General features: G+C 39.8%; 15 protein-coding genes. 2 read left to right on the top strand and 13 right to left on the bottom strand.

Annotated elements, in window-relative coordinates:
- Nucleotides 1-10 precede the first annotated feature (10 nt).
- The 9 genes from GQO80_RS00720 to GQO80_RS00680 all read right to left on the bottom strand — a co-directional run bounded on the left by GQO80_RS00720 (nucleotide 11) and on the right by GQO80_RS00680 (nucleotide 14,356).
- On the bottom strand, nucleotides 11-961 hold the full coding sequence (locus GQO80_RS00720) for a family 43 glycosylhydrolase (RefSeq protein WP_157206284.1): 951 nt from the start codon (nucleotides 959-961) through the stop codon (nucleotides 11-13).
- A gap of 1 nt (nucleotide 962) precedes the next feature.
- Nucleotides 963-2,303: an MFS transporter gene (locus GQO80_RS00715; RefSeq protein ID WP_157206283.1), complete on the bottom strand. Its 1,341-nt coding sequence runs from the start codon at nucleotides 2,301-2,303 to the stop codon at nucleotides 963-965.
- A 76-nt stretch (nucleotides 2,304-2,379) separates the two neighbouring features.
- Complete coding sequence (locus GQO80_RS00710) at nucleotides 2,380-4,341, bottom strand: glycoside hydrolase family 127 protein (RefSeq protein WP_157206282.1); 1,962 nt, start codon at nucleotides 4,339-4,341, stop codon at nucleotides 2,380-2,382.
- A 2-nt stretch (nucleotides 4,342-4,343) separates the two neighbouring features.
- Entirely contained in the window at nucleotides 4,344-5,330 is a 987-nt protein-coding gene (locus tag GQO80_RS00705) for an arabinan endo-1,5-alpha-L-arabinosidase (RefSeq protein ID WP_157206281.1), read from the bottom strand.
- 5 nt (nucleotides 5,331-5,335) lie between these two features.
- Nucleotides 5,336-6,307 (bottom strand): glycoside hydrolase family 43 protein, encoded by a 972-nt coding sequence (locus GQO80_RS00700; protein WP_157206795.1) that lies wholly within the window; start codon nucleotides 6,305-6,307, stop codon nucleotides 5,336-5,338.
- Between the two features lie 26 nt (nucleotides 6,308-6,333).
- A complete protein-coding gene (locus GQO80_RS00695; RefSeq protein WP_157206280.1) occupies nucleotides 6,334-8,019 on the bottom strand; it encodes an arabinan endo-1,5-alpha-L-arabinosidase in 1,686 nt (561 codons plus the stop codon).
- 8 nt (nucleotides 8,020-8,027) lie between these two features.
- On the bottom strand, nucleotides 8,028-9,587 hold the full coding sequence (locus tag GQO80_RS00690; RefSeq protein ID WP_157206279.1) for an alpha-N-arabinofuranosidase: 1,560 nt from the start codon (nucleotides 9,585-9,587) through the stop codon (nucleotides 8,028-8,030).
- Between the two features lie 88 nt (nucleotides 9,588-9,675).
- Entirely contained in the window at nucleotides 9,676-11,238 is a 1,563-nt protein-coding gene (locus GQO80_RS00685; RefSeq protein WP_157206278.1) for a RagB/SusD family nutrient uptake outer membrane protein, read from the bottom strand.
- Between the two features lie 31 nt (nucleotides 11,239-11,269).
- Entirely contained in the window at nucleotides 11,270-14,356 is a 3,087-nt protein-coding gene (locus tag GQO80_RS00680) for a SusC/RagA family TonB-linked outer membrane protein (protein ID WP_157206277.1), read from the bottom strand.
- A 169-nt stretch (nucleotides 14,357-14,525) separates the two neighbouring features.
- Here GQO80_RS00680 and GQO80_RS00675 point away from each other — a divergent pair, with 169 nt between their 5' ends.
- Nucleotides 14,526-15,215: an NUDIX hydrolase gene (locus GQO80_RS00675; protein WP_157206276.1), complete on the top strand. Its 690-nt coding sequence runs from the start codon at nucleotides 14,526-14,528 to the stop codon at nucleotides 15,213-15,215.
- 185 nt (nucleotides 15,216-15,400) lie between these two features.
- On the opposite strand, the gene GQO80_RS00670 is transcribed toward GQO80_RS00675, so the two are convergent.
- Genes GQO80_RS00670 through GQO80_RS00655 form a run of 4 tightly spaced genes read right to left on the bottom strand, consistent with a single transcriptional unit; the run spans nucleotide 15,401 to nucleotide 23,549 of the window.
- Nucleotides 15,401-17,557, bottom strand: coding sequence for a hypothetical protein (locus GQO80_RS00670; RefSeq protein ID WP_232333086.1), 2,157 nt, complete (start codon nucleotides 17,555-17,557; stop codon nucleotides 15,401-15,403).
- Nucleotides 17,558-17,573: 16 nt separating this feature from the next.
- Nucleotides 17,574-18,650 (bottom strand): glycoside hydrolase family protein, encoded by a 1,077-nt coding sequence (locus GQO80_RS00665; protein WP_157206275.1) that lies wholly within the window; start codon nucleotides 18,648-18,650, stop codon nucleotides 17,574-17,576.
- On the bottom strand, nucleotides 18,651-22,067 hold the full coding sequence (locus GQO80_RS00660; RefSeq protein WP_157206274.1) for a DUF4450 domain-containing protein: 3,417 nt from the start codon (nucleotides 22,065-22,067) through the stop codon (nucleotides 18,651-18,653).
- A 3-nt stretch (nucleotides 22,068-22,070) separates the two neighbouring features.
- Complete coding sequence (locus GQO80_RS00655) at nucleotides 22,071-23,549, bottom strand: glycoside hydrolase family 28 protein (RefSeq protein WP_157206273.1); 1,479 nt, start codon at nucleotides 23,547-23,549, stop codon at nucleotides 22,071-22,073.
- A gap of 218 nt (nucleotides 23,550-23,767) precedes the next feature.
- On the opposite strand from GQO80_RS00655, the gene GQO80_RS00650 reads away from it, so the two are divergent.
- Nucleotides 23,768-24,814 (top strand): GntR family transcriptional regulator, encoded by a 1,047-nt coding sequence (locus GQO80_RS00650; protein ID WP_157206272.1) that lies wholly within the window; start codon nucleotides 23,768-23,770, stop codon nucleotides 24,812-24,814.
- The last annotated feature ends 32 nt before the right edge of the window (nucleotides 24,815-24,846 follow it).

Raw genomic sequence — 24,846 nt, 5'->3', positions numbered from 1 at the left:
AAAACTTAATTTAATAATACTCGAATAGTGGTTTTCCGGACTCGTCAAATTTTACTTCCATAGCTCTTGCGTGTCGGTTGGGGTCGTATAGCGGGTCGCCCACAATATGTTCATAATCGCGTGCATGGTAGATGCTTAAAGGGGTTACGCCGTCTTCCGCTACGGTAAAACTGTTATGTCCCGGGCCATAAATACCTTTTTCATAATCAGTTTTTAAAACCGGGTATCTCGATTTTTTCCATGAATTTCTATCCAACAGATCGGAGGCCGCATCGGCTTCCATCATGCCCATGCAATAACAGGCACCCGTGGCACTTGCCGAAAATGTGATGTAAATGTTGCCGTTGTTTTTTATAACTGCGGGCCCTTCGTTTACCCAAAAATCAATGCGCTCCCAGTCGTAATCGGGCGTGGTTAACATAAATTGGGCGGTCTTTAGCTTCACTGGCGATGCCATTTCGGCCAAATATAAATTGGAGGCCGCAAACTGGCCGCCTGTTTTTTCTGCCCAACAAAAATACCGCTTGCCATTTTTTTCAAAAACGGTTCCATCCAATGAAAAATCGGTGAACGATTTGGTATCGCCCTCTGCTGCCTGCATTTGCCCAAGTTCCAGCCAATCATCCTGTAACGGATCCTGGCCTTTACATTCCAGCACGTAAGGCCTTAATTTCCATATATCATCAACTTCACTAGCAGCAAAATAAATATACCATTTTCCGTCTAAATAATGAATTTCTGGTGCCCAAATATGTTGGCTCATCGGGCCCGTTTTATGCTTTAGCCAAATGATATGGGTTTCGGCGTGTTGCAAATCATTTATAGATTTGGCTTTTCTTAACTCGATAACATCGTAGGTTGGCACGGAACCCGTAAAATAATAATAACCATCGGTATGCTTATAGATAAACGGGTCGGCTCGTTGCGCGACAATAGGGGTATTTTTTCCAGCTGTATCCATTTTATATGTTCAATTTGGTTTTGATGGTTTCATAATAGGCGTCGGTAATTTTGTAGCGGAACATCAATCCGCCCATAATGACATGGAAAATTCCGGGAATGATGGTCAACATAAGCGCAAGACCCACCAAGGCCGTTTCGCTTTGCACCGTATCGGGGATGTAGCCAAAAAAGTCCAATAAATAACCAACCGCAGCCCCTGCTACGCCCATGCCTGCCTTTTGGGCAAAGGAAATGCCTCCAAAGGAAAGCCCCGAAACACGTTTTCCGGTTTCTGCATGGCCATAATCAACCGCTTCGGCGATAGCCGACCAAAATACGGGCGCGTGCAGATCGACCACAAAGGAGAGTATAAAATACAGCACATAAGCCAAAACCATATCGCCCGGTTTAATCACAAAAAACATGACCAAACTAATGGCGCCCACCGCCAACTGAGTGTATTTAAACAGTTTAACCTTGCAATAACGCTTGGTGATAAAAGTAGAGGCCGGCATAGCCAAAATGGCAGCGATAACGCCTGTTGCCATAAAAGTTGACTGCACACTGGCATCGCCCCCAAGGAAATACTTAGCATAAAAAATGGCCACCGAACCACGAATAACATACCCAACGGTGCCCGTAAAGCACACGCCGAACAACAGCGTCCATTGCCCATTATTAATCAGTAATTTAAACTGTTCCAAAAGTGGTTTTTTATCAACCACATGTTCTACCCGTTCCTTGGTTGTAAAGAAACTGAACAGAAATAGCAGCGTGCCCAAAAGCGCCATAAAGCCCATTGAAAGTTGGTACCCTCTCGCCAAATTGTCCTTGCCTAACGATTCTGCCATAATAGGCACAACAATAGAAACCAGAAAAGCAGCAATCTTCGCGAAGAAAAGTCGGTAACCATTTGCAGATAGCCGTTCCTTTGGGTCGCTGGTCAATACGCCAATGAGCGAAATATAGGGGATGGTAACCCCCGTAAACATGATGGTTACAAAAATATAGGTGATGTAGGCATAAATGAGTTTACCCGTATAATCAAACCCAGGGGTTGTAAACGTTAAGAAAACCGAAATACCAAAAGGCACCGACAGATACAGGAAATAGGGTCTGTAACGCCCCCATTTGGTAGTGAACTTATCGGTTATAAGCCCCATAAGTGGATCGGTAATGGCATCAATAAGCCTTACCAACAGGAATAAAATGGCCATATCCTTGGGTTTTAAGCCATAGATATCGGTGTAAAAAAAAGTGATAATAAGAAACATAGACGAGATAACCACGTTTACCGCCGCATCTCCGGAGCCGTAGCCTATTTTTTCAAGAATGCTTAACTTTTGATTGTTGGATTTCATAAATGATGTTCTAAAAGGTTTTTTAAACAGGCAACAGTTAAGCTTTTATCTTTTCTGTTATTTGTTGGGTTTAGTTTTAAGGTTGTTCGTCAATCCAAACCTTCATTTTGCCTACGCCCCTATTGGACCAAGCATAATACGGTATGGCTTTCATGTTTTTTGTTTGAATGGTCTGTACGCCATTTAAAAGGTTGTGTTCCTTTTTAACTTCAAAAACCTCGTTTTTATCAATTTTGATGTTGTCGAAATCTTGCGGATTGTCAATTTCCTCCAAGGCATACACCAAGGGACCAAACGCCAAGGCCACCTTGTTTTTGTTTTCCTGTACTTTTGAATTGGTGACAACCTCCCTAACGGCCATCGGGATATGTATATTAACTGTATCATTTGCTTTCCAAGTTCTGTTGATGGTTACATAGCCATTGGTTGAACCAACTGCAATGGGATTTCCGTTAACCAATACAGAAACCGAAGCGTTTGATGGGTTTTTAAAACTGTACAGATCACCGGGCAGCACTTCATTCCTGGCCCAACCGGGAATGCGTAGCTTAAGACTGAACTTAGCGGTTTTCCCTGGATTTACCGTTATGGAAATTTGCCCGTTCCAAGGATAGTCGGTTTTTTGTGATAGATGGATGCGCTTCGTGCCCAAATGAATGGTCGCTTCATTGGAAGCATATAAATTAACATATATTTCATTGCTTGTTTTTGAATAGATCAACCCCGGAAGGGATGGAATGAACCGGATTAAATTGGTGGGACAGCAAGAGCAATCGAACCAAGACTGACGCGTACACGCCCCGCGATTGGATTTATATATCCCATCAGACTCTAAAGCATTTGGATAGAAAAAATTAGTACCATCCAACGATAAACCTGAAATTAAACCATTATATAATGTGCGCTCAATAACATCAAAATATTTTGAATATCCATACAAATTATGCAAGCGATGGTTCCAATACACATCGCCAATGGCTGCGCAGGTTTCGTTGTATGCGGTAAGATTGGGCAGTTCGTAATTTTCGCCAAAAGCCTCGCCATCATGTTTGGCCCCAATGCCACCCGTAATGTACATTTTTTTATAGACCATATTGTCCCATAACTTGTTTATGGCACTCGCATAGGCAGTGTCTTTTTTAAAAGCCGCCACATCGGTCATGGCAGCATACATATAAACCGCCCTAACGGCATGCCCCACGACCTCATCTTGCTGAACAACAGGTATATGGTCTTGGGAATAAGGCCCATACAGTTCATGGTTTTCAGGGTTGCCCCGGTTGTCCAGAAAGTATTTTGCCAAATTAAAATAGGCTTCATTGTTAGTAATCTGATATAATTTTATCAACCCAGATTCAATAATTTGATGCCCCGGAACTGCCTTTATTTGCCCGTTGCCGTCTCCAAAGGTTTTCACCATTAAATTGGCGTTCTTTATGGCAATGTCCAAAAAATTACGTTTGCCGGTAGCTTCAAAATGTACTGCGGCGGCTTCATACAGGTGGCCGGCGTTGTACAGTTCATGGCTCATAAATAAGGATTCCCAACGTTTGCCCGCTATCACCTTCACCCAAGGTGCGGGCGGTTTTGCGGGGTTTATGGTGCGCCAGGTGGTTAAATAACCATCGGGTTCCTGGCCTGTTTTTACAATGCCAATCAAGGAATCCAAAAGGGTTTCGAGCTGTTTGTTTGGTGCGCTAATCAATGAATTTGAGGCGCCTTCAATAATTTTATACACATCGGAATCATCAAAGGGCATGGCGCCTTTTACCGCACCTTCCATTTGTTTTCCTGCAATTAAAAAGTTGTCAAACCGCCCTTCGGCCTCACATTTGTTAATGGCATAGGCAATGGTTTTTTCCTGGACCCTCTTTATAATGGGCAACCAAAACGCATCGGTTAATTTTACATGCTGAATGTTTATGGGTACAATGGGATAGCCTTTGTTGGAAGCCTCCATTTCAACCTTGTCCTGTTTATTTGTTTTACAACTGAAAAAAACAAATACCGCAATGACCATGTATGTTGATAGTTTCATAGCTAATCCATTGGTTTTACGGTTGGCCAACCATCCACCCAGATTATTTCCTTTACGATCAGTTTTGGTTTTCCGTTGTCGCTGGAATCGTAGCCGTGCATAAAACTGTAATCTTTACCATCAAAAGTAAACACGCTGTTGTGCCCCACGCCATACCAGTTTTTATTGCCTTCAATCACCAAAGAGCCACCACCTTTATTAAGTTCGGTTCCGTTTTTGTCGATGTAAGGCCCCGTAACCGATTTTGAGCGGCCCACCATTAATTTATAGGTGCTTTTGTCGCCACGGCAACAATAATCCCAAGACAAAAACAGATAGTAATCATCGCCTTTTTTGAAGATGAAAGGCCCTTCCAAAGCGGCGTTGCCAGCCTCGGCATCTTCCAATTGGCTATCCCTATCGCGCCTTGCAATGGTATGCCATTCCTGCGGTTGTGCGGGGGTTTTTAAATCGGTGTCCAGTTTCAGCATTTTTAAGCCGCTCCAAAACGAACCAAAGGCGAGCCAAGGGGTTCCGTTGTCGTCAAAAATCAAGTTGGGATCGATGGCATTCCATAAATCCCTGTTGGGGACGGACTGGATAACGATGCCTTGGTCTTCCCATTTATAATGGTCGTCTTTGGGGTTTAAGGTTTTATTGGTTACCAGCCCAATTGCAGAAGTATTCTTGCCAAAAGCCGATACTGAATAATACACATAATAAGTGCCCTTATGAAGCGTAATATCGGGCGCCCAAATATGGCCATTAAAACCGGGCGCAACTTGTAAGGCCCAGTCGGGCGATTTTGCAAAGATTGGGGCAGTTTGTGTCCAAGTTTTTAAATCCTTGGACGTAAAGCCCGTAATGCCGGGACCCGTACAAAATAGATAATATGTGTCGCCCTGTTTGGCAACAACGGGATCGTGGGTAATGGGTTTTTGTGTTTGGGCACAGGCCGCCATCGAAATAAAAAATATAAATAGTGCCGTGTAATGCTTCAATAGTTCCATATCATCTATTTTTGAATGCCTTCGGAAGTCATCACCACGCGTTTCATGGTGCCGTCCTCATTATAATAAAGCCTATCAACACAAACCGAACGCCTAAAACTGCCGCCGTTTGGTTGTATGCCCCCTGTGTGATAAATAAAATAATCGTTGCCTTTAAATTCTATAATGGCTTGATGGTTTGTGTTTGAATTGCCTGCCAATTCATTCAAAATACCCTTAAATTCCCAGGGGCCGGTTATGGATTTGCTCATGGCATAAGCAATTTTTTCAGGAAACTGGTACGCATACGATAAGTAATACCAATCGCCCTTTTTATGGATGTATGGCGCTTCGGTAAAGTTTGGCAAATCAATGGTTTTAATGGGGCCATCCAATTCTATCATATTGTCCTTTAACTTAGCGTATTTGCACACCGTATTGCCCCAAAACAGATAAGCCTGTCCATCATCGTCAATCCAAACGGTTGGATCGATATCGTCCCAACTTATTTTGGTTTGGTTGGTCATATCGTTGGTGATCAAAGCTTTGCCTAAAGCATCCTTAAAAGGCCCGGTGGGACTATCGGAAACCGCCACACCAATGGCCTTGCCATGGATACTGCCATGTTCTACGGTTACAAACCAATAAAATTTGCCGTTCTTTTCAATAACCTGTGATGCCCAGGCTTCGCCGGAGGCCCACTTAAAATCGGTTGGTTTTAGCGGCACGGGATGCGCTTCCCAGTCCACCATATTAGAGGAGGAATACACCAGCCACTCGTACATGCGGTAGGCATTCACATCATTGGGCGCTTCATCGTGGCCTGCGTATAAATACACCTTGTCTTTGTACACAATGGCTGCGGCATCTGCGGTATATGTATCCGTAATAATAGGATTGTTGAATTTTAAATTTTCCGCCCTAGAACCAGAAACCTTAGGTGCTTTACAGGAAAACACGAGCAAAAGCCCCATGATTACCAAAAATAGGTTCTTCATCATAACTATTTCAATTTAAAAATCCATTATATTTTCTTGCCCCATAACGGCAAACCATCTGCGGTAAGGCCGGAATAGGTTATGGTTACTTTTCTAGGCGACGCTTCCCAATCCCAGGCATCCTTCACCTTGCACTTCACGCCATTAATGGTCAAGGTTTTGGTTGTACTGTCGAAAGCCCAAGTGCCTGTTATGCCGCCCGTAATTTTTTTATCGGCTGTTAAGTTAATGGTTGATGATGTTTGCATGGTTTTGTACTGATACTTCATCGCAATATGTTCCCAACTGCCAATAAAGGAGGCTTCGGTAATTTCTGTGGTAGGTACACCGGCATAGCGTTCAGGCGCTATAACGGGCCAGCCATCTTCCGTCCATTGCATTTCGCGAACATGCCCCATCATAATGGCGTTCGATACCGCAATGCCCGGTACATTTTCGGGCAAACGTGCCTGTGAGGCATAAAACCATTGCTTGGTATCCGGATTTTGAAAAACGGCACAATGGGAAATGCCTACCCAACCCGTATGGTTTTTAAAACTATAGGGGTGCGTTAACATGGGGTAGCAATCGGCGCCATTGGTTACATTCGCCCCATTGATTCCCAAATAGGGGCCTGTAATGTTTTTTGAACGTGCCACACGCGTGTTGTAGGCCACCGACAGTTCATCATAGGCCAAAAACAAATAGTAGTAATCGGTATCTGGATTATAGATTATTTCAGGTCCTTCCGATGCCTGCCAACGGCTATTGCCGCGTTTGGCTATTGTTACGCCATAGTCCGGTAAAGTTTTTAACTTATCAGGTTTCCCGGTAGCTGGATTTAATTTTAGGGCGGCGATGCCCGAATGCCAAGACCCGTAAATTAACCAATGTTCGCCTTCCTTGGTAACAACCATTGTGGGGTCTATCGCATTATATTTAAAATAGCCGCTCCAATCATTGCCGCTGGTTCGGGTGTAGGTTTCAAGTCCGTCTGGTTCCGAACACACCACCATGCCTTTATCCGTCCAAATATTAGAGGCCAAATCATCTGCTTCCGCAAGACCGATAAAGGCCCTTTCAGACCAGGATTTATTGGTATCGTTCCCAACAATGGGTTCCACGACCACAATGCTGTAGTACATCCTGAACTTGTTTCCCACCTTGGTAATGTAGGGCGCCCAATAGCCATAATTGGGGTTTGCAATGGCAGGCAATGCCGGCACCATGCGGGCCCTTTTATTGTTCAATGAATCTTTTACCCAAGCTGGGGCAACGGCCATGGTACTACCGCGATATTCCCAGTTCACTAAATCCTTCGATCTTCTATGGTGAAAATGTCCATGGCCATCATGGGCGTTTCCATAGGAAGCATCGGTTTGGTACATATAATAGTATTCGCCATCCTTAACAACCGTTGGATCGTGTACATTGGCCAAGTTCCATTGGGCACGACTGTCCCAGGACGCTATGGGCGAATAATTATCGGCATACGTGGGGCCATTAAAGGTGGTTGGCGCCACGTAGCCACACTCTACCGAATTTTCAACATTACTTATGGTAAAGCCACCCTTGCCATCGGCATATTTAATAATTTGGGTGGTTCCAGAGCATTCCTTGCCCAGCACGGTGCCTGCCTTTGGTTTTTCAATGCTATCATCTTTTGAACAACTAGCTACAAAACACACCAACAAGAAGGTTGCAAACTTAGTTCCTATTTTAAGGTTTTTCATTTTTATCTTTATTTACCTTCCATCATCACAACTGAAAATGGTGGAATTGTTATTTCTAGTTTTCCTTTTTTATTTTCAAAAGTTTTAAAAACAACAGGCTTAATTTTGTTAGGGGTATCAAAAGTGTTATGGTCTTGTAATTTTGAAGCTGTTAAAATGGTGCCTGAGAAGTTTTTAACACCTAATTTTGTGATGTCAATTTCTACTTTATTTTCTTTTTTCGAATCAATATTTACCAAAGAAATATGTACCGATCCGTTTTTATCAATAGAAGCCGAAGCTGAAATTGCAGGAAGTGATTCGTTGTTAAATCTATATGATGGCGATTCAAATGTTAATGGTAATAGCTTAGCGTCGTGGTGCGCCGTGTACATTTTCATGATATGATATGTTGGCGTTAGTAACATTTTTTCGCCTTCAGTTAAAATTACTGCCTGTAACACGTTTACTGTTTGTGCTAAATTTGCCATTTTTACCCTTGCGCTATGGTTATTGAATATATTTAATGTAGTACCAGCTATCATAGCATCGCGCATGGTGTTTTGTTGATATAAAAACCCCGGATTTGTTCCCTCTTCAACATCGTACCAACCGCCCCATTCATCAACAATAAGTGCTATTTTGTTTTTTGGATCGTATTTATCCATAATTTCAGAATGTTTGGTAACCAATTCTTCCATTTTAAGGGCTGTTTGCATGGTTGAAAAATATTGCGCTTCATCAAACTTAGTTGAAGACCCTTTTTTATCCCATGTAACAAACGAATAGGAGTGTAAAGCAACGCCCTCTATTAAATTTTTTGGAATATCACGCATTAAAACTTCAGTCCAATGGTAATCGGCAACATTCGCTCCTGAAGCTATTCTAAACATTTTATCACTATTGATCCAATCGGTCATAAATGTAGCGTATTGTCTATACAAATTTGCATAGTATTCTGGAGTCATGTTTCCGCCGCATCCCCACATTTCATTACCAACACCCCAAAAAGAAACATTCCACGGTTTTTCTCGACCATTTTCTTTTCTAAGATCTGCCATAGGACTTCCTCCTTTATGGCTTACATATTCTATATATTCTGTAAATTCTTTTACTGTGCTACTGCCAACATTGGCAGCTAAATACGGTTCCGTTTCTAACACTTCACAAAGGTTTAAAAAATCGTGGGTGCCAAAACTATTGTCTTCGGTTACACCACCCCACCATCTGTTTACCATAGAAGGTCTATTTTCTTTAGGCCCAATTCCATCTTTCCAATGGTATGTATCTGCAAAACAACCACCTGGCCAACGTAAATTTGGTATTTTTAATTCTTTTAGGGCAAGAATAATATCGTTTCTTACACCATTTGTATTAGGGATTTTACTGTCTTCACCAACATAGATACCGTCATAAATACATCTTCCTAAATGTTCTGCAAAATGCCCATAAATATGTTTGCTGATAATAGGTGATTCTATATCTGTTTTTATTTCTAAAACAGTAACATTATTTTGAGAAAAACTTAAAAAAGTGACAAGAAAAAATACAAATAACTTCGATAATTTGAACAGTGCTTTATTTTTCATAGGGTTTATTTTAAAAACATATGGCAAGCATAGCGCCTGCCATATGAAACTAATTAACTCGATTAACAAACTTTAATCAAAAACATTTTTAATAGCCTGAATTTTGTACGGTCCCTGGGTTGTTGTCCATTTCTAGCTGTGGGATTGGGAAAAACTCCCGTCCAGGAGAATAGGTATCAAACTCTGGGTCTCTTGATTTTAACCAGGTAAGTTTTGTTTGGTCTTGCAACCATCCCCAACGACGAATATCGTCAAACCTGTGTCCTTCCAGTGCAAATTCTAAGTATCTTTCATGGCCTATTTGTTCTCTCATTTGCTCTTTTGTCATGTTTGGTTTTACAATGCTTAAATTAGGCAATCCAACACGATCTCTTACTGGTTTAATATAATTGTAGGCCCCTGGCGTATCGTTTGTTTCATTTAAACATTCGGCATACATTAACAGTACATCTGCATAACGCATAATACGCTCATTGATTCCAGAACGCCAATCGTATTCGTTTGGATAGGCACCATCAGAATTTTGATATTTTCTACAAAAAAGATCGTTCAAATCTTGTGCATTACCTCCATAAAACGTTGCAAAGTCTTGACCGTACAACATCATGCCCCCAGGTTTATTATAGAACATAGTGGCATCTAAACGAGGGTCAACAGCCCCAGAAATTGTTAATTCTTGCTGAAATTCATTAAATAATGCTCTGGTAGGCTGAACATCGGTCCATCCAAAAGCCCTGGGCCCATAGGTAATAGCCCTTGCCGATGTTTTTCCCCAACCTGAAGCGGGAGCACCGCCCCAGCCTAAATCTACACCACCTGCATCTCTACTAAATTGTACTTCAAATACAGATTCTGAATTGTTTTCATTTACATCTGTGAAGTTATCCCTGTAATTAGAAACCAACGAATACACATTTAGATCAATAACTTGTTTAAAGGTATCTCTTGCATTAGGGAAATCTTTAGTGAACAAATATGATTTGCCTAAATATGCTAACGCAGCACCTTTAGTGGCGCGTCCTTTTTGACCTGCATCCAGCCCAGACACATTGGTGTATGATAACGGAAGCAAATCGGCCGCAGATTTAAAATCTTCAATTACCTGTGCCCATCCTTCGGCTTCAGTTTTTTGAGGATATATAGCGGCTAATTCAGTAGGAACAGGTACATTTTTAAACATATTTACTGCATGGAACAAATATAAGCCCCGTAAAAAATAAGCTTGTCCTAAAATTCTGTTTTTAAGCGCTGCATCGGCAAAATCGATGTTAGGAACATTTGTTAACACTTGATTTGCACGATATATCCCTTGATAGTACGTTTCGTAAGCCCAACCATAAATGGCAGCATCGGTAACGTTTGAATTAAATTTACCTACCACGTACATAGCGCCCCAAGGGCTATTGCTTTTACAATCATCGCCTTTTAGATCTAATAATAAAGGTGTGCTTCTCATATAAGTTCCATCTGTTAATAAACTACCGTAAGCAGCGTTAACACCCTCTAGTGCATCATTATCTGTTTTCCAAAAAGAATCAACCGCATCGTTATTAGGGTCAATTTGTATTAAATCATCTTCTTTCACACAAGCAGTTAATATAACAGATAGCGAAAGAAATAATAATGAGTACTTAAAATTTATATATTTCATTTTAATTCGTTTTAATTTTTTAAACAATTTATTAAAAACCTACCAGAACTCCTAATGAGAACGTTCTAGGATTTGGGAAAGACCCACCGTCATAACCTCTGGAGAACAAGCCATCGTTATAATTGAAATCTGCATCGTAACCTTTATACTTAGTTATTGTAAATACATTTTGTGCATTTACATACACTCTGGCGTTTTGGACCAATTTTGTTTGCGATAAAGGAATATTATAGCCAATTTCCATATTTTGAAGTTTTATGTAATCGCCCTTTTCAATAAATCTATTGGAATCCCTTGCATTGGCATTAGGGTCGCCTATAATGGGCCTAGGCACATTGGTATCGGTATTGGTAGGTGTCCAGTAGTTCAAGGCATCGGTATGATGGTTCACATATTGCTCGATCATTAAATTTCTGTACATGCCATTGAATACTTTGTTTCCGCCTGCACCTTGTAAAAAGAAGGACAGATCAAAGTTTTTATAAGTACTGCTGAAGTTAATGCCATAGCTGTATTTTGGGATGGTTACCCCTTGGTAAACCCTGTCTTGATCGTTGATAATACCATCGGTGGCATCAAAAACACCATCACCATCGGTATCAACCGTTAATTGATCCTTAAATTTAATATCACCGGCAGCAGCACCCACTTGTGTAGGTGAGGCAGTTACTTCGGCATTGGTTTGGAAAATACCATCGGTTTCATAAGCAAATATCTCTCCAATAGATCTGCCAACTTCTGTTTTAGAAGCAGCTCCATAAATTGGGTTTCCGTTAATGCCTATTTGTAATACTTCATTTTTAAGAGTTCCTAGATTTGCAGAGAGCTCGTACTTAAACTCATGGCTGTTATTTTTATATGAAGCCGTAAACTCTAAACCTTTATTTTGTACTGCACCCGCATTGGTAGTAATACTGGCTGGAAAAGCGCCAGTGGAATAAGGCAGCGGCACGCCAATTAACAAATCGTTTGATTTTTTAACATAATATTCGGCAGTAAATTGCAAATCATTATTTAGCATGCCTAATTCTAACGCTACGTTTGTGGTATTGGTTTTTTCCCAATGTACATTTGGATCTAAAGCACTAACCACCGTGGTACCTGGTGCTAATGTATTATTGAAATCATATCCAGCAAACTGGTTTGTAGTGGTTGCAAAAAAGTAAGGAGAAATGGTATTGTTTCCTAACTCGCCATAACCACCTCTTAACTTTACGGTATTTAACCATTCGGGCAATGTTATAAAGTTTTCGTTACTAAGTTTCCAAGCTCCAGAGAAAGAATAGAAATTTGCTGAATTATTAATTGTGCTAAAAAGCGAGGTTTTATCTTGCCTAAAGTTTACTGTTATTAAATAACGGTCGTCATAACCATAATTTAACCTGCTTAAATAAGAAAGGCCCGCTATGGTGCTTTCATATTCACCCGTGCTGGTATCGGCGGCATATTCCAAATGGCTTATGGTGCCTGTTGGATACCCCACGCCCCTAGACCAATGGTTGTAATAATCATTTCTTTCCTGTACAATACCTGCCAATACGCTAATGCTATGTTTGTCCTGCAAGGTTACATCATAAGTCAATAAATTATTTAAAAATGTCCTGGTTTGGCTGCCCGTTGCAATATCCAAGGAAGCTTCATCTGCGGTTGTTAAGTAATACCATCCTAAATTGCTTTCCGGGAAAAACGTTCTGTTTTTCCAATCCAATCTATCAAAACTGGCATCCAATTTATATTTCAAGCCTTTAACAATTTCCAGCTCACCCCAAATATTTCCAATAAAACGGTTTCTTTCACCTGTTCTTTCATTCACATTGTTAAAACCAATTACGTTCATGGAGATGGCTCGTTGGGTTAAATTATCGGTACCGCCATAACCCCCTAATCTATTAGCGTCATAAACTGGCATGGTTGGGATAGCGCCTAATAAATCGCTTATGGGAGATTCACCTGCTAGATATTCATTGAAAATTTCCTTATTGGATTGCGTATAACCAATCTTGGAACCATATTTGAATTTTCCTTTAGTACCGGTTAAATTCAAATTGGTTGAGATACGTTCGTAATCTTGCGGCGAGTCCATGTAACTACTGTTTTTAAAGTAATCTACATTCATATTGTAGCCTAAACTCTCCGCCCCACCGCTAAAAGTTACGGCGTGGTTTTGAATGTAACCCGTACCAAAAGCAGCATCTTGCCAATTGGTATCTACATTATTAATGTATGAAGGATTACTTGGATCGTTTCCAGGTGCTATGGTTAGGCCTGCATTTAATTCGGCCGCAGTGGTGATGTTTTGATAACCCACCCTATCGGTAACCGACCATTTCTTGGCCACATTTTGTACGCCGTAAAGTGATTTAAAATTAATGTCGAATTTACCTTCTTTACCTTTTTTGGTGGTAATGATTACAACGCCGTTCGCACCACGCACACCATAAATGGCCGCTGCCGAGGCATCTTTAAGCACTTGCATAGATTCAATATCGCCAGCCGCAAAATCGTAAGGACTGTCTATGATCATGCCATCAATAACAAAAAGCGGATTGTTATTACTAAACGAACTAATCCCTCTAATTTTAATGTTTACAAAACCACCCGGTTCTCCAGAAGATTGTACGGTAACACCCGCAACCTGCCCCTGCAACATTTTGGCGGCATCGTAAGTTACGGTTTTTTTGGCGTTGTCAATGTCCACAACACTTATCGAACCGGTTAAGTCCGATTTCTTTTGCGTGCCGTAGCCCACCACCACTACTTCGTCCAACGAGGTGGCATCTTCTTGTAAGGCCACATTAATTTGAGTTTGATTGCCCACAGTGATTTCCTTACTTTTAAAACCGAGATAAGAAAATACCAGTACATCATTGCTTGAAGCATTAATTGAATAATTTCCATTAAAGTCTGTTACAACACCATTTGCTGTACCTTTAACCAAAATATTCACACCTGGCAAGGGAAGATTTTCATTTACCGAAGTAACAATCCCCTGAATAATTTTTTTTTGCTGAGCAAATGTGTAATTCGCGCAAAAAAGTATAATTACCAACGCCATAAGCCACCCTTTAAACGACCTGTAGAATTTGTAATTACCAAATAATAGTTTAGTTGTTGTCATACTAATTTAGTTTAATTAATTTATAAGTGTTAGTTTTACATTTGTAAATTAAAAACAAAAAAACAACAAAAACAAATTTTTAGGCAAATAAATGTAATATTAACACTTATTGAATGGGATGCTATGTTACTTTTAATAAAAATTATATATTAGCTTAAAATTATTTACTATGAATAGAGGCTATAATCAAGCAGACAAAGTATTTCTTGCTGTAGATTGTATAATTTTTGGATTTGACAATGAAGATTTAAAAGTGCTTTTAATTAAAAGGGATTTTGAGCCCGAAAAGGGTAAATGGTCGCTAATGGGTGGATTTCTGAAAAAAGATGAAACACTAAATGATGCCGCATCCCGTATATTATTTAAACTAACCGGTATGCATAACATTTATATGGAGCAGTTGTATTCGTTTAGTGAAGTTAATCGTGACCCTGTAGCACGAACCATATCTACATCCTATTATGCCATTATTAATATTGAAAAGCATAATGAAGAATTAATCGCAAATTATGAAGCAAAGTGGTTTAGCCTTTCTAAAGCGCCACATTTAATTTTTGACCATGACGAAATGTTAGGCAGAGCCATTAGAAGATTGCGTAGAAGGACATCAATCAGTCCTATTGGGTTTGAACTTTTGCCTGAGAAATTTACAATGAGGCAACTTCAAAAATTATACGAGGCAATCTTAGATAAAGAATTAGACAAAAGAAATTTTATCAATAAAATAAATTCTATGGATATATTGATAAAATTAAAGGAAAAGGATATGAGCTCCTCTACAAAAGGTTCTTACCTATTTATGTTTGATCAAGAAAAATATGACGATAAGCAAACCAACAACTTTTATCTAAAATTATAAAATCATTTCAAAAACTTCCTTAAAGTAATAAGAAGCTTTCACTTTTACAGTTTCTGTTTTTTTTTAAAATATCATAAAACTGTAACTATAATTTTAGCAATAGATTATGGGATATTTCAAAAAAAAAAATAACAACTACACTATTTCTAATATCGCCATAAAATATCAATTATTTTTTTTTATGCTTAAGGCATAGGCTTTAAACCTTCCCATTTAACATGCCATGTGCCGTCTTTGGGAAACCCTGGATTTTCAATGGTATTGCCATCAAAACCGGCGCACATAAGCGCCATCGCCGAAAGGATTCCGCCATTTCCGGGCAAGTATAAGGTTAATCTTTCGTTTTGGTAATTGTGCCCGCTTGGTAAATAGGTATTGGTTGTTTCATCCCTTAAAAGTGCTTTAATGGCATCTTCTGGTCTGTTTAGCCGTGTGGCGGTCATGGCTTCCAATGGAAAATCCCAGCCCCAAGTGTGGTCCCAATGCCAAACCTTATCAACTATATCAAAGGTCTGGCCCATTGTTTTAACATCAACAAAGTTGTTGTGCGGCAACATGGCCATGGCGCCCAAAACTGCTGGATGGTCTATGGTGTGTTTACTTGTTGGCGAATAAGAATCTGGCACACTTTCGGCCGCTAAATACACCCCGTTTTTTTGGGCCATTGGCGATAGTTTATCAATAATGTTTTGCCATTCAGTTTGGGGTTCCAATCCCAATCGTTCACGCCATTGTTGCGCTGTTTGCAATGCCCATTTCCAATAGGCCAGTTCCCAAGGCGGGTTGAAGGTTTCCATTTTATCGAAACATTCTTGTGCTGGTATAACACCTTTTCCTAAAATATACCGGTCGTTTTTAGCATCGTAATTTGGGTAGGATGCCATAAAATCGGCCGTTGAAAAGATGAGCTTTTTATACTTTTCCAAATTTTCCTTTGACGGGTTGTTTCTATAAATCAATTCTGCCAGATAAATAACATGCGGTTGTTGCCATATTAAAAACGAGCCCACGTTTGATGGTGCTTCATCGGCATTGTGGTCGGTCATTTTTTGCCAACGCACCCCTTTATAACCTTGTCTTTCGGCTATCAACTTCGCTTTATCATAGGCTGTAAAATACCAACCGATACTTTTTTCCAGAAATTCGGTTCGTCCCCAAAGCGGATAATGTGCCGCATGCCACCAATACATTTCCATGTGCGGTTTGCCGTACCAACTATTATAGGTTAAACCTGTTTCCTGAACAGGATAGTTTCCTGCGCATTGCGAACGCGTTAAATATTGCGATAGCACCACGCGTCGTTCCAATTCAAAAGCCCGAGGGTCGGTACATGCTGAAAAATCAACTGCACCGCCCGATTGCCAAAAGTCTTTCCAAGCGGTTATACTATTTGTTTCAACCTCGTTAAAAGTAAGGGTTTCGTTAGGGTTTTCCTCTGAAAAAACGACCGCAACTTCAAAACTATCCTCTGCATCTGGTTGCATGGTAAAATAATGGTCTTCAACTTTTGAGACCGAAGCTTCTGTATTCAAAATGGCTTTTACAAAATAGCGGTCGTTATCCAAAATCCTGTTGAAAACAAAGCTTTTTCCTTTTTGTTCGTTTACGGTTGTTTGATGCAATTCATTGTTGGAATAATGAACACCTCTATCGGCAAACTGGTTGGTTGGGTATGGAAACCTAAATTTTAATTTAATGCGGTTTTCCTTTAATAATGGCGACTCTACTTTTGCTGCAATACCGTCTGTTTTAAAATCTGCATAGGTGATTACTTTTACAGGAATGCCTTCAACAGTAAAATGACTTTCAATCTTACCGGTCCAAAGGTTTAGTTCCTGATTGATGTCTTTTAAGTCCTCTGGTTTGGCCACGGTTCCATCTTTCTTAAGAATTTCCAACCCTACGTTTCCCAATTGCAAACCGTGCGGATTTGCCCGAAAATAATCGGCTGCAGCCATGTTTCTGTCATTGGCCCTATCCTGTATGGCATATAAACTATTTGGGTTTCCGTTGAAATCGTAACCCTTTAAAGTTTCGCTAAATTCAAAATTTTCAGTATTTGGAAAGGTGTGCCAGCCCCACTCCGATTGTGTTCCCAAAGGCACACCTTTTTCATAAAACTCTGGGAACGATTGCAACCCGGTAGCATCAACGGTGAAAGCAAATTTTCCATTCCCCACATTTAACGAACCCAACGTGTCAATGGTTGTTATTTTTACATTATGACGTGTAACTACTGCATTTCTATCTATTTTTTCTGGTTGGGAAGATGGTTTTTCCTTGCATGAATGAAGGCTTAAAAAAGCTAAAACTGGGAGTAAAAGAAGCGTTGTTTTCATCATTTAATATTTTAAATATTTAGTTTATTTTAAAGATAAATCCTGAAGCTGTTTCATATTTTCCTCCTTGCGAGGCTGTAAATAAATACGTTGGTTTTCCGTTTTGAAACAATACTTGCGGGCGTTCGGCACGTCCATAACGGTTTAAATGTTTTGGTGCTGGCGGTTGGTTTACATATTTACTGAGCTCTTGATAAGCAATTAATGGTTCCGACCAGTGTTTGCCATCTTTTGAACTCATATACAATCCTTTATCAATTCCGAAAACACCTAAATCCCTTGCTAGCATGTTGAATTTTTCACCATCGTACCACGTAAAAGCATCTTCGCATTGCTGATTGTTTCCCATAGCATGATAATCTATCACTGGGTTTCCTTGATATTTAACGTAAGGCCCTTGCAACGATTTTGCAATGGCCAATCCATATTTTCGATTGCCCCTAACTTCAAACTTGGGGTTTACATAACCTTCGGTATCAAACGACTTATAGTATAACCAATATTCGCCATTTGGGTGTTTTAAAAAGGATGGATTTGTAGTACAATGGTCGTCCCAATCCCCAACTTTTCCAGGATGCAATAAAGGTTCGTCAGGACGGTTCCATGGCCCATAAAGCGAATCGGCGGTTGCCAAACCTATGCGCTGTGTATCCAGTTTACCATTGGAGTTGCCCATAAAAAACAAGGCATATTTTCCATCAACAAAATGGATATTTGGGTTGTGGCAAGTGGTGGCATCCCAATAACCTTCACCTCGTGATGCCAAAACAGTACTTACATATTTGTATGGACCTTCTGGTTTATCGGCTACGGCGTGGGCAATTTCCGAACTATTGGTCCAACCACTCATGCTTTTGGCTTTAGGCCATCGTGAGAAAAACACATGGATTTTACCATCCGGCCCTTCAATTGGGCTATTGCACCACACATAATAATCTTCAAACTCTAAGGCGCGACCGACAGGCGTAAGGCGTTTTTCAAAATCAGACAATGGTAGTTGCTGCTCTCTTCCGCTAAGGAGAGCCATCGCCTGCATGGGCAAACAGGCCCCTAAAGAAGCAAGCATTGACGTTGATATAAATGTTTTCCTGTCCATTTAATTCCTTGTTAAGGTTAAACCCATCAATCCAATAACCACATCATTTGCAACCGCTTTAATTTCAAGGTCTTTTAGCGTTTTGTTTCCATTTAACGGTAAATCCAAAATGGTTGCGGCGCCGCCATCAATACCAAAATCGGTAAAACCATTTATGGGCTTGAAATCCTTAAAGTCCCTGGTGATGGTTCCAGATTTTAAATAAACCCGTGGCGGTTTGGGCGCATCGGTTGTAAAGGCCAAACCATTTACAAAATAATCCTGTTCAATAGGCCACCAATTTTCTGGGTTTTTAAGTTCTAAGGTTTCAATGGTGCCATCGGTGTAAGTTACTGTAATTTCACCATTTACAAACCTGCTTTGCATCGGGTTGGTAGTGCCTGCCATCATAAAATACGCATGGGTTGCTTTACCGGAAAGTGGTATTTCAATGGATTTTGGAAAATTATCCCATTGCGATACAAAAGCGATATTCTTTTTATTTGCTTCCGAAGGCGTGCTAAAGGGAATATGCTGCGGACTTACAATCGTATTGTTTTCGCCTGCTATTTTACGCAAACCAGAATCGTCAATAATGGGTTTTATAAACGGATAACACCAATTGCCAATCCCTTGTGTGGGGAGCTGTAAGGTTGGTGATGTTGGTCTCGGACTTAAATATTGCTGTTCAAAAACGTCGGTTACTTTACTGTTGAAAACGGTTTCTAAGTTGATTTTTTCAAACTTGGTTTCAGGCGATAGCTTTTCATCCCAATTTTGGAATTTAGAGATAACATCTTTTTCAGAAATTACTTTTAAATGAACCGGTTGCCACCAAAGCATGCCATTTTGTTTCAGTTGAACAAAAAATGTTTTATGTCCTTTTTTTGAATTAACCGTAAAATCGAATTGGTTCTTCGTTTTCCTTACTTCTGAAATTGAAGTTTGTGGGTCGTAAACCTTAACAATTTCCGCTTTTGAAGTTTTAAATTGAAGTTGTTTATTGTGATGGCCTTCAAACTCAAATTTAGGTTGTTCCAACCTTCCTTCCTTCAACTTGATTTCGATGATATACTGTTTTTGATACGGACTTTCAATTATTATTTTAGGCGTACCAATGGCGGTTTCATCAAGTTTCCAATCAACTTTATTGCCATTTATTTTAACGTATGCAACACCTTCATTTGAGACGTTCACAGCGAAATGAAGTGCCATGTGGTTGTTAAATTTGGAATCGATTGTATATTTTAAAATGGAATGCTCTTCCGCGAAAGCGATTTTAATATCAGGAATATCCAACGAAGCATACTTCCAATCTTTGGGAAACCCTGGTTTTATATACAGAGTATTTGTAATGGCATTGGGTTGAATCCCGAACAAGCCCTCTACCAACGACCGTGCAGCCATGGCAATGGGGTCGGCAAAATCGCGGTACAATTCGCCACGAATCGCATCGTAATAAGACAACTGTTGAAAACTTCCTGGCGATGCGCCCAAATACATGCTTTCCACCAAGACACTGTGCCATAACTGAAACGCTTTTTCGCTTCTGCCACCTTGCCAATACGCCAAGGCTGTATGTAAATTTTCAGCCAACGCGACGTTGTTAACCGACCATGTATAGGGTTGCCAATTGGTGGTTGAAACAAGTTGTAAATCTTCAAAGGGCAAGCCTCCCGCCTGTACGGGAATATGCGGGATTTCAGCATCAACATACCTTAACGATTGATATGCTTGAAACGGGTTGGCTATGTTTTCATCCAACGCATGGTAAATGGTCCAAAGGCCCGGTGCATCGTGTAGCAATTGGTTGCCCAACAAGTCTTTATACTCCGCAAAAACACCTTTTTCGGGTATCCACAATTTACTGTCTATGGCCGATTTGATATGTTTAGCCTCCTTGATGTATGGCTCCGGATTTTCGCCCAAAAGCTTGGCAATACTTGCGGCTAACACATTGCAACTATAATTATATGCCGACGCATAAGTAACGCCGCCACCAGAATATTGCAGCGCATCGCTTGCCCAAATCATGGCATAGGCATCGTAAAGTCCGTCGCCATCTGCATCAAAATTTCGCTTTTCCCAAGCGATGTGGCGTTTTATAACCGACCATATTTCTTTCATAAAACCCACATCGCCCGTCCATTGATAATGACGAAGGATTTGGTTGATGAATACCGAATTCATATCATAATGGTGTGCTACCGTATTATTGTTGGGATGGCGACTGATATAACCGCTGCTGAACATGGCCGTTCCCAGAACCTCTTTTTGTCTGGCAAAATTGCGGAAGGTATCCAATACCACAGAACCAGTTTCGGGTTCTAAAACCTGAGAGTTTCCGTAGCTTCTAAAATGTGTTTCAGCCCTGTCGTGCCAACCCAATGGATTGGCAACCGAAGCACCTCGCCATGCGTTCAAGTGCATACGCCATGCTATGGAACCATGCAAAAAGGCGGGCGATTCCCAAATGGCATCACCTGCAATGGCCAAGGCACCGCCCAGTGTATTGAGGTAGGGGTCGGGCGTTTTTAAAGTAACGCGCGATGCCAATTTTTTCATCTTTTGTACCGCTTCAACAAACTCCGATGCCAATTGGGTTTGGGTGGTTGGAACTACAGTTTCATCATTTTCTAATTTCCACAGCAATGTATCATTGGAATTCAAATGGATGTTGCCAATGATGACAGGTAACTTATCAACTTCAGATTCAAATAGTTCCTTTGGATTTTTTTCAGGATCAACCTCCACCAACTTGATATCGGACTTAGGGTAATATCCAGAAATGGCTCTATTGTTTCCAGTTTTTTGTTTGTTGTTTTCTGAACCGAAATTCAACAGAAACCCATCCTTTTGAAGGGTGTATTGATTATTGATGCAATAGTCCGGTTGCAGGTAAAACACCGATTCTGGGTCGGCACCAATATCGCCATCCCGACTAAACTTTTTACCGCTTGCTCCTCCATATATCCAAATTAAATCGACGTTTTTAGGGATGTTTTCGGTTTCAACCTTTAAAATCATGGCTTCGTTTTTGGCATGTGCAACCACTTGCATGTTTATAATTCCATTTGGAAAAGAGGCATCCCTCAGTTCATAATGCATCGTGCCTTGAATGTAACGTGTTACAATCGAATCGCATGCTGCTAGCCATTTGCTGCCCGAATTTGTTACAATTCCCAATTTAAAGTTGCCGCCCATACCGGGCATGTAAAGTGCGAATTCCGGCAAATCGCCCGCTTCTACCCTAAAACCGGTGTTGGTGCCATACAATGCCCTGTTGAATTTTCTTGATCCATTTTTTAAAACGAAACTTTCACCTTCGGGAACATAATGGATTTTTCGAGTGCTTATGTCTTGAGCCGATATATGAAACAACACCCCTAGCAGAAAAAATAAACTAAAATGTTTTTTATAATTATTAGTGAAACACATGCCTTAATTATTTTGAAGATATACAGCATCTGAAAAATTGATTCCTGAAGTATTTTCTAAAGAGACTTTAGACCCGTCTTTAGATTTTATTTTCACGTCTTTAAGTATCCAATTTGAACTGTAACTTATCTGTCCTGCCTTTTCAGCTTCAATATGCACATTGTTCAAGGTAACATTGCTAATTAGGGAACCCTCCATACCATTAACGTTTATGGCCGTTTCAGCGCCTTTTACATGGATATTGTTAAGACTGATATTTCTAAACGTAGGAATGCCCTTTGATGCTGGCTCTACCTTTTGGAGCATTTTTTTCCAATGCTCGGGGATGGAATCAAAAATAAATTCTTCAGGTAGTTTTGAATAGCTGTATGCAGGATTCCAGTTCATACCAACTTGCATAAACGTGCGAACACTATCCATTTTAATGTTTTCCATATAAATATCCTCAACCGTACCGCCTCTATTGGTGGCTGATTTTATATTTAATCCGTTTTTTGTTCCTAGTCCTTTAATGTTTGATACATATACATGGCGAATGCTTCCGGCTGTTTCACTACCTAAAGTAAATAATCCGGCGCCTTTTCTGGCTATGCAGTCTTTTATTACCACATATTCGGTTGGTTTGTTAACCCGTTGCCCATCCCAATCCCTGCCGGCTTTCAGGCAAAAATTATCATCGTTACAATCGATATCGCAATTTTGTACCAAAATCCATTGTGAGGAATCAATGTCTATCCCATCGGTACTGGGGCCGTGGCCGCCTATATTGTTTTTTATGGTGAGCCCATCAACCGTAATGTATTCTGAATACAGCACTTGAATCGTCCAGAAACCAGCCCGTTGTATATTCAAATCCTTTACAAAAACATTTTTTGAGTTTGAGACCAAAATGGTCCGTGGGCGTTTGGCATCATAATCCACAATCCAGCGCAAGCCTCGAGGTTCGTAATCGTTTTTTCTTAAGTCCCAGTAATAATCCCAAAACACCTTTCCCTGTCCGTCAATAAGGCCGTCGCCTTCAATAACAACATTTTTTTGACCCAGAACGTTTATTAAGGCCGCGGGCCAAAGCATTTCAATACCTGCCACCCGTGTATCAATTTCCTTATAGTCCTTAATATTTTCACTACCTTTAATTTCAACATCTTTTGGCACTAAAAATTTGACGCCTTCCTTTATAAAAATTGAACCCGTTAAATAAACGCCCGGTTTAAAGGTAACGGTGCCTCCCCCGTTTTTGGCACAGGCCTCAATGGTTTTTTGAATGGCCTCTGTGCATAGCATTTTTCCATCATTAACAGCTCCATAACTATTAACAAAATATATATTACTGTTTACACTAAATGATTTTGCTCCTACTTTATCTACCCAAAATGGCTTAAATTGACTTAAAACCGGAAACTCGTTTACAGAATTTATTTGTTTACAGGACAGCATGAGATAAGGAACAATAAGGAACAATAAAAAATTTACCTTTTTCATAAAAAATGTTTGTGGGAAGTAAATTTAAAAAATTTAAGAAGGTAATGTGTCCTGTACCTACATGCTAACGACCAGATTGCTCTACAACCAATATCCGTTTCTTATTGCTATTAATTATTTATGATTAATTTTTAAGGCTTAGCTTAATGCAATCGATTAATTTTTTTAAATTCGCTGCAATCACCTTTTCATAACTATACTTTTTTTATAGAATTTTTATGTCTCAAATAATAACAATAAAAATTAACGATTATTCTCGTGTTCCTAAATACAAGCAAATTGTTGATTCCATCATTAATGACATTGCAAAAGGGAATTTAAAAATTGGAGAAAAAATCCCCTCTATAAACGAGTTGAGCGAGTCGTGCTATTTATCACGGGATACCGTTGAAAAAGCATATAAACAACTTAAAAAACAAAAAGTTATTGTATCGGTTAAAGGAAAGGGGTATTATACGGCCAAGACCGATTTGATTTCAAAGATTCAGATTTTCTTCATGATTAACAAGCCAAGTTCTTACAAAATGATGATCTATAATTCTTTTGTAAATAGCATTGGCATAAATGGCCATGTAACATTATCGGTTTATCACTGTGAAGAGTCTCTTTTTGTTAGAACTTTAGAAAGAAATCTCGGAGCTTTTGATTATTATGTGATCATGCCACATTTTAAAACAGAGGATTTGAACCATATAAGTAACACTAATCTGGTAAAGGATATAATTGAGAAAATTCCTAAAGACAAACTCATAATTTTAGACAACAATAAACTAGAAATTAGTGGTGAATACGGCACAGTATATCAAGACTTTGAAGATGATATTTACAATGCACTACAAAAGGGCTTAAAAACACTTAAGAAATATGATAAATTAGTTTTAGTTTATCCATTAAAATCAGTATATCCTTATCCTTTAAGAATTGTTCAAGGCTTCAGAAAATTTTGTTCAAAACATAACTTCGATTTTGAAATTTTAGATGAAATTTATGATGATATGGATCTGGACAGCAAAGACACCTACATCATTATTGAAGAAACCGATCTGGTTAATTTAGTACAACAGATCCGTGCTAAAAACTTAATCCTTGGCAAAGACATAGGTATTATTTCCTATAACGATACGCCTTTAAAAAACCTGTTGGGCATCAACGTAGTTAGCACCCATTTTGAGGGGATGGGAGAAACCGCGGCTTATTTGGTTCTTAACAATAAAACAGAAAAAATTAGAAATGTTTTTGAATACATAGAGCGTAATTCTGTTTAAATGCCGTTGGCGCACCATATAAAATTGAAGCA

The organism is Mariniflexile maritimum (assembly GCF_009746565.1).
Classification (GTDB): Bacteria; Bacteroidota; Bacteroidia; order Flavobacteriales; family Flavobacteriaceae; genus Mariniflexile; species Mariniflexile maritimum.
The sequence above is the reverse complement of the archived record's forward strand: the minus strand, read 5'-3'. Positions and strand labels throughout refer to the sequence as shown.